Here is a 12581-nt window from a genome sequence, read left to right on the forward strand (position 1 = left end):
CACAGGGAGAAAGTATGATAGTTTATATCGACATGGATGATGTGCTTTGTGATTATACAACTGCTTTTAATAACGCTATTGAAGAAACTCCAAACATTGCCTTCCCGCAATCTCAATATGGTTTTTATGCTAATTTAGCTCCTATTATAGGAGCTATTGAAAGTGTACAGAAACTCATTAATTTAGAAAAATTTGACCCGTATATTCTTACAGCTCCTTCGACAAGAAACCCTTTTTCATATACTGAAAAACGCGTCTGGATAGAAAAGTATTTTGGGATTGAGTTTACGGAAAAGTTAATAATTAGCCCGAATAAGGGATTACTCAAAGGTGATATTTTAATTGATGACCTTATTTCAGGCAGAGGACAAGAAAATTTTGAAGGAAAAATTATGCAATTTGGCTCTGTTAACTACTTAGATTGGAAAACAGTGATGGTTCAACTCGAAAGCTATAAAATTTAGACGCAAAAAGGTTTTATATATTAATGTCCGCTATGTCGGATCAGAAGTCATAAGGGAATCATTGATGCTAACGACCGCTTCAAGGTCTTGGAGCTGACATTAATAAAGCAAATGCTACCGTCAGCTTAGCGCACAAAGTGATCATTAAAATAGATCAGTTTTAGTAAAGAACTTTATTGTTCAGTAAACAAGTTTATTGTCTAGTAAAGAACTTTATTGTTCTCCTACACCTGTAAATAACTCATTTAGTTTTACAACAGAAACACTTGCACCGCATTTTTTTGACGCATCAATAATAATGTCCAATTTCATCGACTGCCACATTGTATAGCCATTCTCCCCATCCTTTGGGAGATGATAGATGCTGCCAGACTCCTGCTCCCATTCAAAATACGAATCGTAGCTTCTAATATTGTGAGAATTATATGAATCTGACGAGAGTCGCCACTTTTCATTGCTCCAGCGCCATGTAGCAAAAATTTTTAAGAGTATTGGCTCTCCAGGTACATCGAACTGTAAAATAGTCCATCCATCTGGGTGATGTTTTTTCATAACGATATTATCTTAACTGGCTCAAACTCTGGATTTTCCTCACCAGGGTATCCTTTAGGGTTACAAATAACCTTAGTAGAGCCTATTTTATAAGATGAAGAGTTATGTAGGTGGCCGTGTATCCAATAATCAATATCATGCTCGCCAATAAAGCTTTCCAAATTTGATACATACGCCGACGTAGTTATATCTTCTGTTTTATGAGCAGGAACAGAACGCATGCTAGGGCCATGATGAGTTATTACAATATTTGTTTGGCCACGTAATTCACCAAGCGTTTTACCCAGCCAATTAACACTCAGTTTATTATATAAGGCGGTATCGATAGACCGAATTTTAGAATAACTAGGAAGCTTCTTTATTTTCTTATAGTCAGTCATGACCTGTTGACACTCGTACCCAGCCACACGAGGATTAGTCATCACCTCAAAGTCCGTCCATAAAGTACATCCTACAAAATTAACACCGCCAATAGTCACGACTTCTTTTTCAAGAACGGTAACATTTGTCTGCTCTGCTAGAGAGCGAATTTCATTGATGTACTTGGGTAATGTTTTTCCATATGCCTCATGGTTACCAAGTACATAGAGAACAGGAACACTGAAACGTGACTGAGCCCATTCTATACCTCTATTCTTGGTATGAATATCACCAGCAAGAATAACCAAATCTGCGTCACACTTTTCAGGTTTGTAAACCTCAAACTCATTATGAATGTCACTTAATATTTGAATTTTCATACATGGTCACTTTTTGGTGTGAAACTACGTTGTATTTCTTCATCTCATCTCTATTAGAGTCTTCTATATAAACGAATGAGCTAGCTGGAATTTCTTGCCTAACCAGTAAAATTTGTTGAATTGTCAGCGAAATATTATCAGGGATAAAATCCACTTGATAAATACTATTTCGGGTATAAAAAGCTTTCTATCTACATCAATTCTATTGACCAGGCTACTGCACATCCAGTCTCCTTTTTGCCAACGCTGCAAGTGATCTATTTCGACTTGGCCGTAGAGAAATAACATATCTTCAACAGTTAATAATTGTGCATTTTTAATATTTCCGGTGATGACCGGTGTCATGTTTTCTTCCTGCTTTTTGATGCCATCTGTTTTGCCAAAACTTTTCTAAAACGCCTGTTACTTCAGTAAGTTTATTGATTAAAGCTTGAGTGATTGCTAAGTCATCTTCCCTGAATAGATGAAATTCTTTTGCTGTTAATCCGAGCCTTTCTTGAGCTTGTTCATCTGATAGTTGATGAGTTCTTTGCCAACGAATAAACAAACTAGAAAAGTAAGGGCTTCGAGCGCTTTTTTCACCTTGTGGTAAATATTCATCGGCTTTAAGTGCGTAGCAATAGATACTGCGACCTTGACCAATTCGCAATGGTTTTTCGTTTGCTTTAATGTACAACTCTCCTTGCGTAATCATTTCAAGTACGCAAATTTTTATTTCTGCCGCATATTGTTCAATAGGCTCACAATTTATATTGGCAATACCACCATTAACAATAATGTATAGCTGGCTATTATCTATAACGTCGACAGCAATACGTAATACATCAGGGTGATTAGTACGTATTAAACGAGCCTTGAAATTTTCAACTATAAGCATAATCACCTCAATTCACTTAACCCTAAAGCAATAGCCTCTTGCTGAAACCGACCAAAAATATTGACCACTTTTTCATAAGAACTTGTCAAAAAATGTTCATCGGCTACTTTACTGGTTTCATCAAAAGTTGACGGTTCGATAACACTATCAAACCCATTTAATTCAAGTTTAATTTTGGGAAGGCTAGCGCTTATATTGCCGAATGTAACTTTGTTGGGAGCTTCATCATCAATATCCTCTTCAATACGATTAGTCATCTTTTCAAACTTAACAACATCTGCTTCAAAAGGTACATCTTGCTTAACTCGATAAGCATACTCCAACAGCTTTGGTTCAGCAGGCATATACATAACCGCCTCTTGATTCTTTGAACCAGTCATTCTGAGGATTCGACCTAAAATCTGTCTAAAGTGCATTTCAGTTTTGATATTGGTAAGGTGACAACAAACCTGTAATCGGGGGATATTAGTTCCCTCGCTTATCATGCCTACGGAAATGATCCATTTAGTTTTTGCATGTCTAAACTGTTGAATAATGTTGGTTGGCTCGTTTTCTCGGTAAGTTACAACAACAGTTTCTTCGTTAAAGCTGGTTTTCATTAACGTTGATATTTGTCGTGCATGCTCAACAGATGATGCAACAATTAATCCGGCGGCGTCTGAGTTTGTCGCTCTAATTGAACTTAGTTTTTTCTGTGCAGAAGAAATTACGTATTTAATGACCTTTTCATTTTCAATAATCTCCTGATACGGAATGATTGATTGCGATAGTAGGCATTTGAAGCTTCTAAACGTTTTTTTCTCTTGGTCATCAACAACAGAGATATTGTTATTATCAATTGCAATTATCTGCGGTACACGGCAAACATTATCTTTAATAGCCTCAGCCAGCCCATAAACGTAATCACATGATATTTTGTTGCTAGGATGCATATAGTTTGAAAGTACGATAGGAGCAGCATCTGAGCGCCAAGGTGTTCCTGTTAACGCCAATGTATATTTAGCATTATCTTGAATGTTTAATATTATTTGTTCGCCCCATGCATTCGCATTATCAATATTTGAGCCAGCACAATGGTGGATTTCATCAAATATCACAAATACTCGATAACGCTCAAATAACTGCCAAAAGTTAGCATCTAAATACTGTAAGTTTTGATACGTTAAAGATCTCCCTCTAGCGCCTATCAGTCCATCAAACCGTTCTTGAGTTTTCAACTGCAAGCTTTCACTAAAGTCTTGAGAAACAATTGAAGAAGGTGAAAAACAAATTATTAAATCGACCATGTCCTTTTTTAACAACTGATCAGCCAATTCAGATGCCATCAAGGTTTTACCTGCTCCTGGTGTTGCTAGGGCTAAAAAATGGTTAGTGCCATTCTGGTATTGTGTTAAAGCTAAATTAATACACTCAACTTGCCATTGTCTTAGTTTCATATTTTCTCTATTGTTTTGTGTTGCTGAAGTAAGCCTTCAATCGCCTTGATTTTTCCTAATATTTTCGTATTATTATCTCTAGCTTTATTGTATTTAGGCTGTATTTCATCAACTAATTCTGGGAATTCTGTGTAAAGCTCTTTATAAGCTTCAGTCTCACCAATATTCAACAATAACTCTGCTTTGTAATGATTTAACTTCGTAATTAGGTGCTGTTGTTTATCGTTTTCAGATGATTTGATTTTTGAAGCATTATTTGTCCTCTCTACAGGAAGTTTATTTGGATCAAAAAGCTTTGTTTTACTAAAACGTGTAAAGCCTTTTTTATTAGATATTAACTTCTTAAGCCATCCCTTTTTCTCTAACTTTAATAATTCAGCGTAAACCTTCCGCCGAATAACAATAGGATCAATCGTAGGATCATTTTTTAATGCTATATACGCTGATCGGACATCACTTGTTGTGAAATGATCAACATTTGGCGCTGTAATAATTTGAGCCACAAAGATATCTAATTTCAAAAAAAATCCTAAGTTGCTTTAACAATAATAATTACCTGAAGGTAATGGCTATAAGGGATATATATACTTTTAGTCTGGTTATATTTACTTAAAATCAAATTGCTCCGTATACGGAGCAATTTTAAGCTTTTTATTTGTGACAATCAAGTTCTGAAATCGGAGCAAGTGATGTTATGAATATTATTGGCAAAAACGTTAGAGTTATTCGTGAACGTAAAGAGTTAACCCAAGAACAGTTCGCAGCAAAATGTAATCTAATCAATTGGGAAATTAGCAGAGGTACGGTAGCTAAAATAGAATCAAATGTGAGAAGGATAACTGATATCGAAGTAAATAATTTAGCTTTAGCACTTGATGTAGAAGTATCCGAGCTATTCTTAGACTACTCAGAAAAGTAGTCCTTAAATTAAAGCAAGAACTGTGGCCAGTATTATTGACCACTTTGAGGTAGCTATAATATTAGCTAATGGTTTTTATATAATCGAGAACCACTTCATGGTGGTCTTTTGTTTTAAACTTGTTAAACACATGCTCAATATTGCCTTGTTCATCAATAAGAAAGCTTGTTCTTACCACGCCCATATTCTCTTTACCCATAAACTTCTTTAATTGCCATACATGGTATTTTTCACAAACAGCATGATCTTCATCAGCAAGTAGTGTGAAGTTCAACTCTTGTTTCTTAATGAAGTTTGTTAGTTTCTTTGGCGTGTCGGGGCTAACACCAAGAACTACAATATTGTGTGCATCTAATTCAGCTTTAGTATCTCGTAACCCTTGAGCCTGCACAGTGCAACCTGGCGTTGAAGCGCGTGGATAGAAGTAGATTAGTACTTTCTTTCTTTGCAGCTCAGAGAGCGTAACTGGATTATTATCTTGGTCGTTCAGGGTAAAATCTGGTGCAGTTTGTCCGGCTTCGATTGCCATAATATTTGTCCTTATTTCAATGTTTGCATTGACGATGATTTATCACCGTCTTATTTGGTACATTTTTATTATGCTAAAGAGGGCTACTTTAGGTGTTTAAAAATGTCTTGTCTAGTGTAAAAATAGCTTGGATGATTTTATCTGAATTTACCGTCAATCACATTGTCAGCTCGAGTATTTACAACTTTGTCCATGGCCTTTTCCCTTTCATAAGCTGGCACCATTTCCATTAATTCTTGTACCATTTTAATATGACTTGCTGCTTGATATGCAAGGGCTGTTTCATGGGATTTAGCCAAATCAAGATACTTAGCTCTCTTTTTATTTGCTTGAGTTTTCTCTTTTTTTAGTTTTTTTACTTCTTCCTGTAACAACTCAATAGGACATTGAGTTGACTCACTCTGCTCAACACGATTATTGAGCGATTTATTCTTCACTATTGTCTTTATATCTTCATGGTTACGAAGAGATCCTACCGACAATCCAGCTTCTTTCTCCACCGTGCTGTCATTAATTTTTAACTTTCCTGCTTTAGCCTTTAATCTTAACTCACGATTCTCAGGCTGACCTTTAATCAATCGATCCAAGGCATCTAAGAACTTCTTTTTTGTTGATTGATTCATACTATTACTCCTGTATAGGGTATAAGAAGATCTTGTACTGGTTTTGGTAACACCACAGGCTCATATTCAATATCTAAGTCAGTCATGATACGTTCTGCTGCAGTGATCTTAATGTAGGCTTCTGATGCTGTTTGAGGGGTTAACTCATCATTTTCTATATCCCAGAGCATATGTATTTCGGCTTCTTTTCGCTTTGCTTCTGCAAAAACTGCATCGACAATGTAATCATTTTTACAGTCAACACATTCCATAAGATTGACCTGGGTTCGTAAGCTACAACCTGTAGATGTACAATAAACTCCAGGAGCTACCGCATGAATGTGACGCTTCTGGTCACGTATCTGCTTTTTCCAGTAGTTAAGTGAAAGCATGTCATTGTCCACTTTATCCTTAAAGAGGTTGTGTTCTGCTTTCATCATATTTTTGGCGAAGTCTTTACCTTTACCTTTACCACCCGCTACTCGTTCATTATTAGCAAGTTTTTTGAAGATAGTTAGGTAAACCTGTGCTTTTTGGTCAATTCTTTCTTGATCAATAGCATAAATAAGGTTTTCTTTTTTTCTTCTTAGTTTTTGGAATTTACTAGCGTTTTTGGCGTAATGTCGAGTCATTGCTAGGGATACATGGCTAAATTGCTGCTTTAATTGGGGGAATGAAAGCAGTTCGTACCCGATAAGGTAGTAAGCAAAAGAGCGTCTAAGCTGATGCCCTGTGAAATAATAATTTTCACCAATATTAAATGAAAGGTTAGGATCGGAAATTTTCAAATCGATCAGGTCTTCTTTGGTTAGAACTAGTTCATTACCTATCACTTTATGAAACCAAGCTAGAGGGTGTTTACTTAAGTTTTTTGTCTTGATAGAAGTGAAATCACCTATAATTTTGTGGAAAAAGTTGTTGCTTTCTAGCTGCTCCTTTCTTAATGGTTCATGTAACGCTTGCAGTATATCATAAGCCTTTTTACCCACTTCTGTTGTCACAAACTGATCTTGCTTAGACTGGGAGCCTTTTACAGTTTTGGATAGATCAGCGTGAATAATATAAATAATTTGTTTTGATATTATTTCTGTTGTGACCCCTTTTGTTGTATGAAGGTGATAAACTTCATCTGCACGCATACCTGTACGAGACATTAAACCCCATAAGCAACCTCCATTAAGCTCTTGAAAAAATGATTTAGCACCCTTTAAGTTTACTATTTCTCTATCGCCTATTATTAAATTCAAATCATGGTGGAATTTATGAATGTATTGAGTTCCTATCTCAACTCTATGAGTTTTTAATAGCTCAATAATTTGACTTTCATTTGGTAATGTTATAGCGAGAAATGCTTCTTTAAAAGCGGGAGTTTTTTCTTTTGAACATTTATTTTGAGTGCTTAAATACCATCTGATTTTTCCATTTACCAGCTTTGAATCATTACTAGTTAGATATCTAGCATACCCTTGATATAATTTATCAAAATAGTTAGCGATATAATCAGATAGCTTGCCAAGTTCGTTTCGTAATAGGTAAAATTTATTAATCTGCTCTTCAGACTTTATTAAACCAAGGTAATATAAACGCTGAGGGATAACGTTGTATTGCACTGGCTCTATAAGCGTTAAACCAAAATCAGATGCATTTAATATTTTATTGATACCAACTTCAAAAGGTAAACCTAATGCTTCTTTAAATAGCTTATTTAGCCCATTGTAAATACCTACTCTTTCAAAGTTTATGTTTGAAGTGCCCGTTAACACCCATGATTCTAAAAGGTCAAAGTCAATATATTTAAAACTGTTACAACCCTCATGTAAAAGAGGGGGGATTGTATATTTCAAGTTATTAATAGTATTCAGAATACTTGTAAGTGAGTAGTCACGGGGTGATAACCACATCATTTTTAGCGCCAGAGCTTTTAGCTGATTTCTGAGATTACGTTCAATAACACTTCCGCCTAGCGTGAAGTCTAGTGTCTTTGTTACTTTAGCATTTGGATCAAAAAAATATTGAAGATTTTTCCAAGCATCATTACTACCAATCTTACCCATGGACTCACCTGTAACGGTAAACCCAATATCAAGGTTTTCAAATTCATCCCAGTTACCTCGTTCAATCGCTGGTTTTAATACATCATTTAGATAATTACTATATGGCCCAACATTTTTTTGTGCTTTTTTGATAGACTCGAAGTGGTCAAGGTCGATGATTTTTATCATGTTAACCTCCTAATTAATGGTACATAGACAAAATGGCGTGGTCGGTTGATACTCTGGGATGACTGCCTTTTTTGTTAAATAAAGCAGTTGCTTCTTTGAATACGTTATCGCTTGCTCCATCTAGGGTGTTTTCATAAGCGGAAATTTTATCTAAAACCTCTTGCTTTGCATTAGGAAATTGATCTAAAACTTCTTTCAAGGCATTAATAAAAGAAATAAGCTTGTAGACAGCTTGAATGTCATCAACTGCTCTGGCGGACTTGCATTTGTAACACATATCATATTCAGCGCAGGGGAGTTTTACTCCCATTGCGTTATTTGTTTCACGTTGTGAGTTATTACCGTTTTCAATACTCTGTTGTCCATCACATGTTATGCCATTTGGGTTTGTTTTAGCTTTATTCTTCTTTTTCTTTTCTAGCCATTCATCATGACTTAGCATCGGGATTGCATGTTTGGCAGCAACGTACTTTTTAGCTTCATCTAAAGCACTTCCTTTTGCCATTTTCTCAATAACTTGTATCCCTTGCGAGAGGATAGTCTGGTTGAGTCGAGGATCACCGTTCGCGTAATGCTTGTTGATAGTGTTAAGTGTATTTTGAAGAACGCTTTGAACTATGCCGATATTATTATCATCGTACTCCTGCGAGCTAGTCATTTCTCTCCACCGACTTGATTGAAGTGAAATGAAATAGTCATTTGGCTCAATTGACCATGTTCTCATTAGATTTGATGATATAGGGCTAATACCTTCCCAACCTTTAGGGGGCTCATCGGAGTGACCTCTTTTTAGTAGTAACCGAACGCTATTTTTGGATCTTTGTTTATCTGCTAGCTCGGTTGCAAATTGCTCAATATCTTGGATTAATTCTTTGTCCACAGCAGGGATGGTGAAACTACCCTCATCCCCACCTCTATATTTGAATGAAATGGTGATGTTACCGTTAGGGGCTTTCTCCGAGTAAGATAGAGGTAATAAGATACCTTTAAGTGATAAATTAGTGTAACAGGATAAAATGCAGTAACTTGTATTTGTTGCTCCTTGAGTTGCCTTAGTTTTACTTTTTATTGGGTGAATCACCTTACTTACTATCACTCTTTCCAGTTTGTTTTTTTTTCTTTTGAGTTCTATAAGTTGATGGTTACGGTAGGCATAAAATAGATCTTTAAAGTAAGGTAGGCATGATGCACGGTATGGCGATACAAGATTCAAATGCAAAGTTAGGTGATTATCAATACCGGAAGAATTAAAATCATTATTTTTTTCACCTTTATTGTTTAAGGTGAAAAATAAAAGTGAGCATTCTTCGTCATTATTATAAAGTTTAGATAACTTTTCTAGTGTCTTAATAAAAGTAATACCATCCCTTTTATCAACATCAAATTTAACTAGAGATTTATCCGTATCACTTGTAATAATGGCATCTACTTGCTTATTTGCTCTCACTTTAAAGCTAGACACTACTACTGTTTGTAGGCTTTTATCACGTTCATCTGTGTGGATTGTTATTGGGTAGGTGATAGCTCTTACATTACTATCATTAAGTGAAGTGAAGAAACACATTAGGTGATACGCAGCGCCCATCGTCATGTTAAAAGCTGCACTTGCTTTGTTTGTGCAGTTTTTTTTGTTCTTAACACCTAAATTATTTTCTAGTGAGGTTGGGATAGAGATTACTTGTTGATAACCTCCTAAATCAATAGTTACTGATAACTCATCGGGTAGTGTTAAATCATTCTCCTTTGCAGCTATTAATTGTGCTGCTAAAACGAAAAACAGCTCACTCAATCGTGAAACGAGAATCTGTTCTTCTTCATCAGAATAACCTTTAGTTGGAGTCGGCATGCCTGAGAACCCTTTGTGTAGAACTACCCACAAATTAGCAGGTAAACCACACCATGACAGAGCGATACGTAGCGATGTAAGTATGCGCGCTGCAGTTGATTCTTTTATACCAAGTTCATCACCATGTTGTCTTTCCCATAGTTTTTTTGATGTTTTATAAACTTTGATACGATGCCTCAGTTCACCATCGTTTCCGGCATATTTTAAATAGCCAGCTTCTGAGAAAGGTTCAACATCAACTGAATCTAAAAATCTAATATATGAATATAAAATTTCATAAATACTAGTAGCTGTTTTTGCTGAATTGCCATTATGGACATATTCTTTAGCTTTCTTACAAAAGCTTCTAATGTAAGGGATACGGCTTTTAAGTTTGTTATTTTTTTTATCTGCACCCAAATGCAGAAAGCGCGAAACATCAAACTCCCTAGGGGTATTATTTCTCGACCCCTGATAGAGGATTGTTAAATGTAGTGAGACAATGTTGTTGTTATTTCTAACGGGTTTGGCTTTTATTGAGCCTCTACTTAACGGACTTTTTGCCATATTACCAGCCTCCGTTAATCTTGTTGTTCTTGCGTTTAGCTACGCTCAATTGATGGTCTCGCTTGTCCATGTAGAACACGTACTTCTGTGTTGTCCTTGTGCTTGCATGCCCCATGAGTTCGGCTAATTCATCCATCAGAAAGTTGTAATCAACACCTCGGCTTTGGTGCTCTTTCCAAAGCCAATGAGTCGCAAAAGTTGAACGCCCATCATGGACTCGGTAGTACCAACTATCATCCACTTTTTGAATTAGTGTGCGTAAAGTGGAGAAATGCTTTTCTAGTGTATTTTCTGTGTATGGTTTTCCTTTATTTGATATAAACAGATAGTCAGTGGAATCAAGCTCTGCACCAGACTCAATCAATTTATTTCTCTTGATTAGATTTCTTTCACGTTGTTTACTTTCCTTGTATTGTTCTAGCTCTTCATAGAGTTCAACTGGAATTTCGATAGTACGAGGCTTGTCACCTTTAGTAACTGTTATGTGAATGGGGATAACATCAAGATCGCTGTAATCATCTTTGCCAATATCATGTGCAGGAAAATGAGTTACCTCTTCAATTCGAAGCCCTGTGCTAATTATTAACTTAAACATAAGAGGAAAAGGCTTAGGTAATTGGTCGACGTATTTTTCAAATAACTCCCTATGATCGAAGGTCATTGGCTTTAATTTTTTATCCGCAGGAGTAGAGTCACGTTTGGGGAACATCTTCATAATGTTTGACATCTCATATTCTCGCTTCAGAGCTGATTTTATATGAGCAAGCATATCGTGTTGATCAACACCATTAATCACCTCAACTTTGGTAAAATGAGTCAGTAAATGGTTTTCATCATTTTTTATGTAGCCGTATTTTTGCATCCATTTGTAAAACCCTATGACAGCACTCATGTAAGTTCGAGCAGTACTCAGAGCTAAACTTTCATCACCATTGGAATTTGCATGACGACAGTTCGCAAGAAGGTATTCAGCAAATAGCCAAGGTGCACCTTCTTCTTCGTACTTACTCAGAGTCTTATAGGTTAAGTATTCAGGCGGTATCTCGTTACCATATTCATCAAATTGAGAGTAATGCGTGGAGTCTAGATAGCGAGTAAACATCAGTAATGCTTTAGCAATACTCTTGGTATCTTTAACAGCAGCTTCGCCTCTCAATTTAGAAACAAGGTAAAGGGATTGTGGGTAAGCAACACTGCCATCAGGTGCAATGATAATATCTGTTTTCTTATGACGTGAGGTAAGGTTAGATGGAGATAGGTATGGGTTAAGAGTAATTTCACCAGTATCGTTATCAACGCACTCTGAAATATTAATATTTGCTAATGTGTCAACTTCTATTGAGAGTAATCGGTAATCATCATAAATGTCATTATAGGTTTCTGGATGACTTTCTATCACAACAAATTTCCTTAATATGTTTTCCACATATCAAAGATAGTTTATCATAAATTTAAATCAAGGTTTTCTATCATGAAAAATATTCAGGGGTAAACTTCTTTAATCCCCATACGCCAAAGGCGTCAGCAACACTGTGATCAACATCTGACAATAACGTGAAGTTTAATGCATCGCGCAGACAAAACTTAACTAACTTCTTTGGTTCGTTGGGACTAATCCCAAAGACTATTGTATTTAATTGTTCAAGTTCGCTTCTACTGTCTCTTAGTCCTTGTGCTTGCACAGTACAACCTGGGGTCATGGCTTTAGGGTAGAAATAGACCAGTACTTGTTTTTTACCAATATAATCAGCTAAAGCGACTTTATCGCTATTTTCATCAAGTAAAGTAAATAGTGGTGCGGTTTCGCCAACAGTTATTGTTTTCATGGGTATCCTGCTTGTATGTAGT

Annotated in this window: 12 protein-coding genes and 1 pseudogene; 2 read left to right on the forward strand and 11 right to left on the reverse strand. The window is 36.1% G+C overall.

The genetic code is table 11. The features are described from left to right. The first annotated feature begins 14 nt into the window (after positions 1 to 14). Positions 15 to 464: a 5' nucleotidase, NT5C type gene (locus H4J66_RS13390; protein WP_182175526.1), complete on the forward strand. Its 450-nt coding sequence runs from the start codon at positions 15 to 17 to the stop codon at positions 462 to 464. A gap of 213 nt (positions 465 to 677) precedes the next feature. On the opposite strand, the gene H4J66_RS13395 is transcribed toward H4J66_RS13390, so the two are convergent. The 5 genes from H4J66_RS13395 to H4J66_RS13415 all read right to left on the reverse strand — a co-directional run bounded on the left by H4J66_RS13395 (position 678) and on the right by H4J66_RS13415 (position 4590). Beyond that, a complete protein-coding gene (locus H4J66_RS13395; protein ID WP_182175527.1) occupies positions 678 to 1016 on the reverse strand; it encodes a hypothetical protein in 339 nt (112 codons plus the stop codon). Further along, on the reverse strand, positions 1013 to 1756 hold the full coding sequence (locus H4J66_RS13400; RefSeq protein WP_182175528.1) for a metallophosphoesterase: 744 nt from the start codon (positions 1754 to 1756) through the stop codon (positions 1013 to 1015). The genes H4J66_RS13395 and H4J66_RS13400 overlap by 4 nt, the downstream gene beginning before the upstream one ends. 316 nt (positions 1757 to 2072) lie before the next feature. Next, positions 2073 to 2633 (reverse strand): hypothetical protein, encoded by a 561-nt coding sequence (locus tag H4J66_RS13405; protein ID WP_182175529.1) that lies wholly within the window; start codon positions 2631 to 2633, stop codon positions 2073 to 2075. A 2-nt stretch (positions 2634 to 2635) separates the two neighbouring features. Continuing rightward, positions 2636 to 4069, reverse strand: coding sequence for a DEAD/DEAH box helicase (locus tag H4J66_RS13410; protein WP_182175530.1), 1434 nt, complete (start codon positions 4067 to 4069; stop codon positions 2636 to 2638). Then, complete coding sequence (locus H4J66_RS13415) at positions 4066 to 4590, reverse strand: hypothetical protein (RefSeq protein WP_182175531.1); 525 nt, start codon at positions 4588 to 4590, stop codon at positions 4066 to 4068. The genes H4J66_RS13410 and H4J66_RS13415 overlap by 4 nt, the downstream gene beginning before the upstream one ends. Before the next feature lie 173 nt (positions 4591 to 4763). Between H4J66_RS13415 and H4J66_RS13420 the strand changes: the two genes are divergently transcribed. Then, entirely contained in the window at positions 4764 to 4988 is a 225-nt protein-coding gene (locus H4J66_RS13420; protein ID WP_182175532.1) for a helix-turn-helix domain-containing protein, read from the forward strand. A gap of 61 nt (positions 4989 to 5049) precedes the next feature. Here H4J66_RS13420 and bcp (H4J66_RS13425) read toward each other — a convergent pair whose 3' ends face one another. The 6 genes and pseudogenes from bcp (H4J66_RS13425) to bcp (H4J66_RS13450) all read right to left on the reverse strand — a co-directional run. Continuing rightward, positions 5050 to 5517: a thioredoxin-dependent thiol peroxidase gene (gene bcp, locus H4J66_RS13425; protein ID WP_182175533.1), complete on the reverse strand. Its 468-nt coding sequence runs from the start codon at positions 5515 to 5517 to the stop codon at positions 5050 to 5052. A 137-nt stretch (positions 5518 to 5654) separates the two neighbouring features. Further along, positions 5655 to 6140 (reverse strand): bacterioferritin comigratory protein, encoded by a 486-nt coding sequence (locus tag H4J66_RS13430; RefSeq protein ID WP_182175534.1) that lies wholly within the window; start codon positions 6138 to 6140, stop codon positions 5655 to 5657. After that, the gene (locus tag H4J66_RS13435; protein WP_182175535.1) at positions 6137 to 8341 is read right to left on the reverse strand and encodes a site-specific integrase; all 2205 of its coding nucleotides are present in this window, start codon (positions 8339 to 8341) and stop codon (positions 6137 to 6139) included. Before H4J66_RS13435 ends, H4J66_RS13430 begins: the two co-directional genes overlap by 4 nt. A 13-nt stretch (positions 8342 to 8354) precedes the next feature. Then, on the reverse strand, positions 8355 to 10733 hold the full coding sequence (locus tag H4J66_RS13440; RefSeq protein ID WP_182175536.1) for a hypothetical protein: 2379 nt from the start codon (positions 10731 to 10733) through the stop codon (positions 8355 to 8357). Position 10734: 1 nt separating this feature from the next. Further along, the gene (locus tag H4J66_RS20650) at positions 10735 to 12132 is read right to left on the reverse strand and encodes a site-specific integrase (RefSeq protein WP_182175537.1); all 1398 of its coding nucleotides are present in this window, start codon (positions 12130 to 12132) and stop codon (positions 10735 to 10737) included. Between the two features lie 91 nt (positions 12133 to 12223). Then, positions 12224 to 12559, reverse strand: a pseudogene (bcp, locus tag H4J66_RS13450) (thioredoxin-dependent thiol peroxidase); the annotation flags it as partial. Between the last annotated feature and the right edge of the window lie 22 nt (positions 12560 to 12581).

Source organism: Colwellia sp. MB3u-55 (assembly GCF_014076785.1).
Classification (GTDB): Bacteria; Pseudomonadota; Gammaproteobacteria; order Enterobacterales; family Alteromonadaceae; genus Colwellia_A.

Bases quoted from the DNA above. Each gene is read 5' to 3' on its own strand.
- H4J66_RS13430 (WP_182175534.1), bottom strand. From the start codon at position 6,140: ATGAATCAATCAACAAAAAAGAAGTTCTTAGATGCCTTGGATCGATTG.
- H4J66_RS13390 (WP_182175526.1), top strand. From the start codon at position 15: ATGATAGTTTATATCGACATGGATGATGTGCTTTGTGATTATACAACT.
- H4J66_RS13395 (WP_182175527.1), bottom strand. From the start codon at position 1,016: ATGAAAAAACATCACCCAGATGGATGGACTATTTTACAGTTCGATGTA.
- H4J66_RS13420 (WP_182175532.1), top strand. From the start codon at position 4,764: ATGAATATTATTGGCAAAAACGTTAGAGTTATTCGTGAACGTAAAGAG.
- H4J66_RS13405 (WP_182175529.1), bottom strand. From the start codon at position 2,633: ATGCTTATAGTTGAAAATTTCAAGGCTCGTTTAATACGTACTAATCAC.
- bcp (WP_182175533.1), bottom strand. From the start codon at position 5,517: ATGGCAATCGAAGCCGGACAAACTGCACCAGATTTTACCCTGAACGAC.
- H4J66_RS13440 (WP_182175536.1), bottom strand. From the start codon at position 10,733: ATGGCAAAAAGTCCGTTAAGTAGAGGCTCAATAAAAGCCAAACCCGTT.
- H4J66_RS13410 (WP_182175530.1), bottom strand. From the start codon at position 4,069: ATGAAACTAAGACAATGGCAAGTTGAGTGTATTAATTTAGCTTTAACA.
- H4J66_RS13435 (WP_182175535.1), bottom strand. From the start codon at position 8,341: ATGATAAAAATCATCGACCTTGACCACTTCGAGTCTATCAAAAAAGCA.
- H4J66_RS13400 (WP_182175528.1), bottom strand. From the start codon at position 1,756: ATGAAAATTCAAATATTAAGTGACATTCATAATGAGTTTGAGGTTTAC.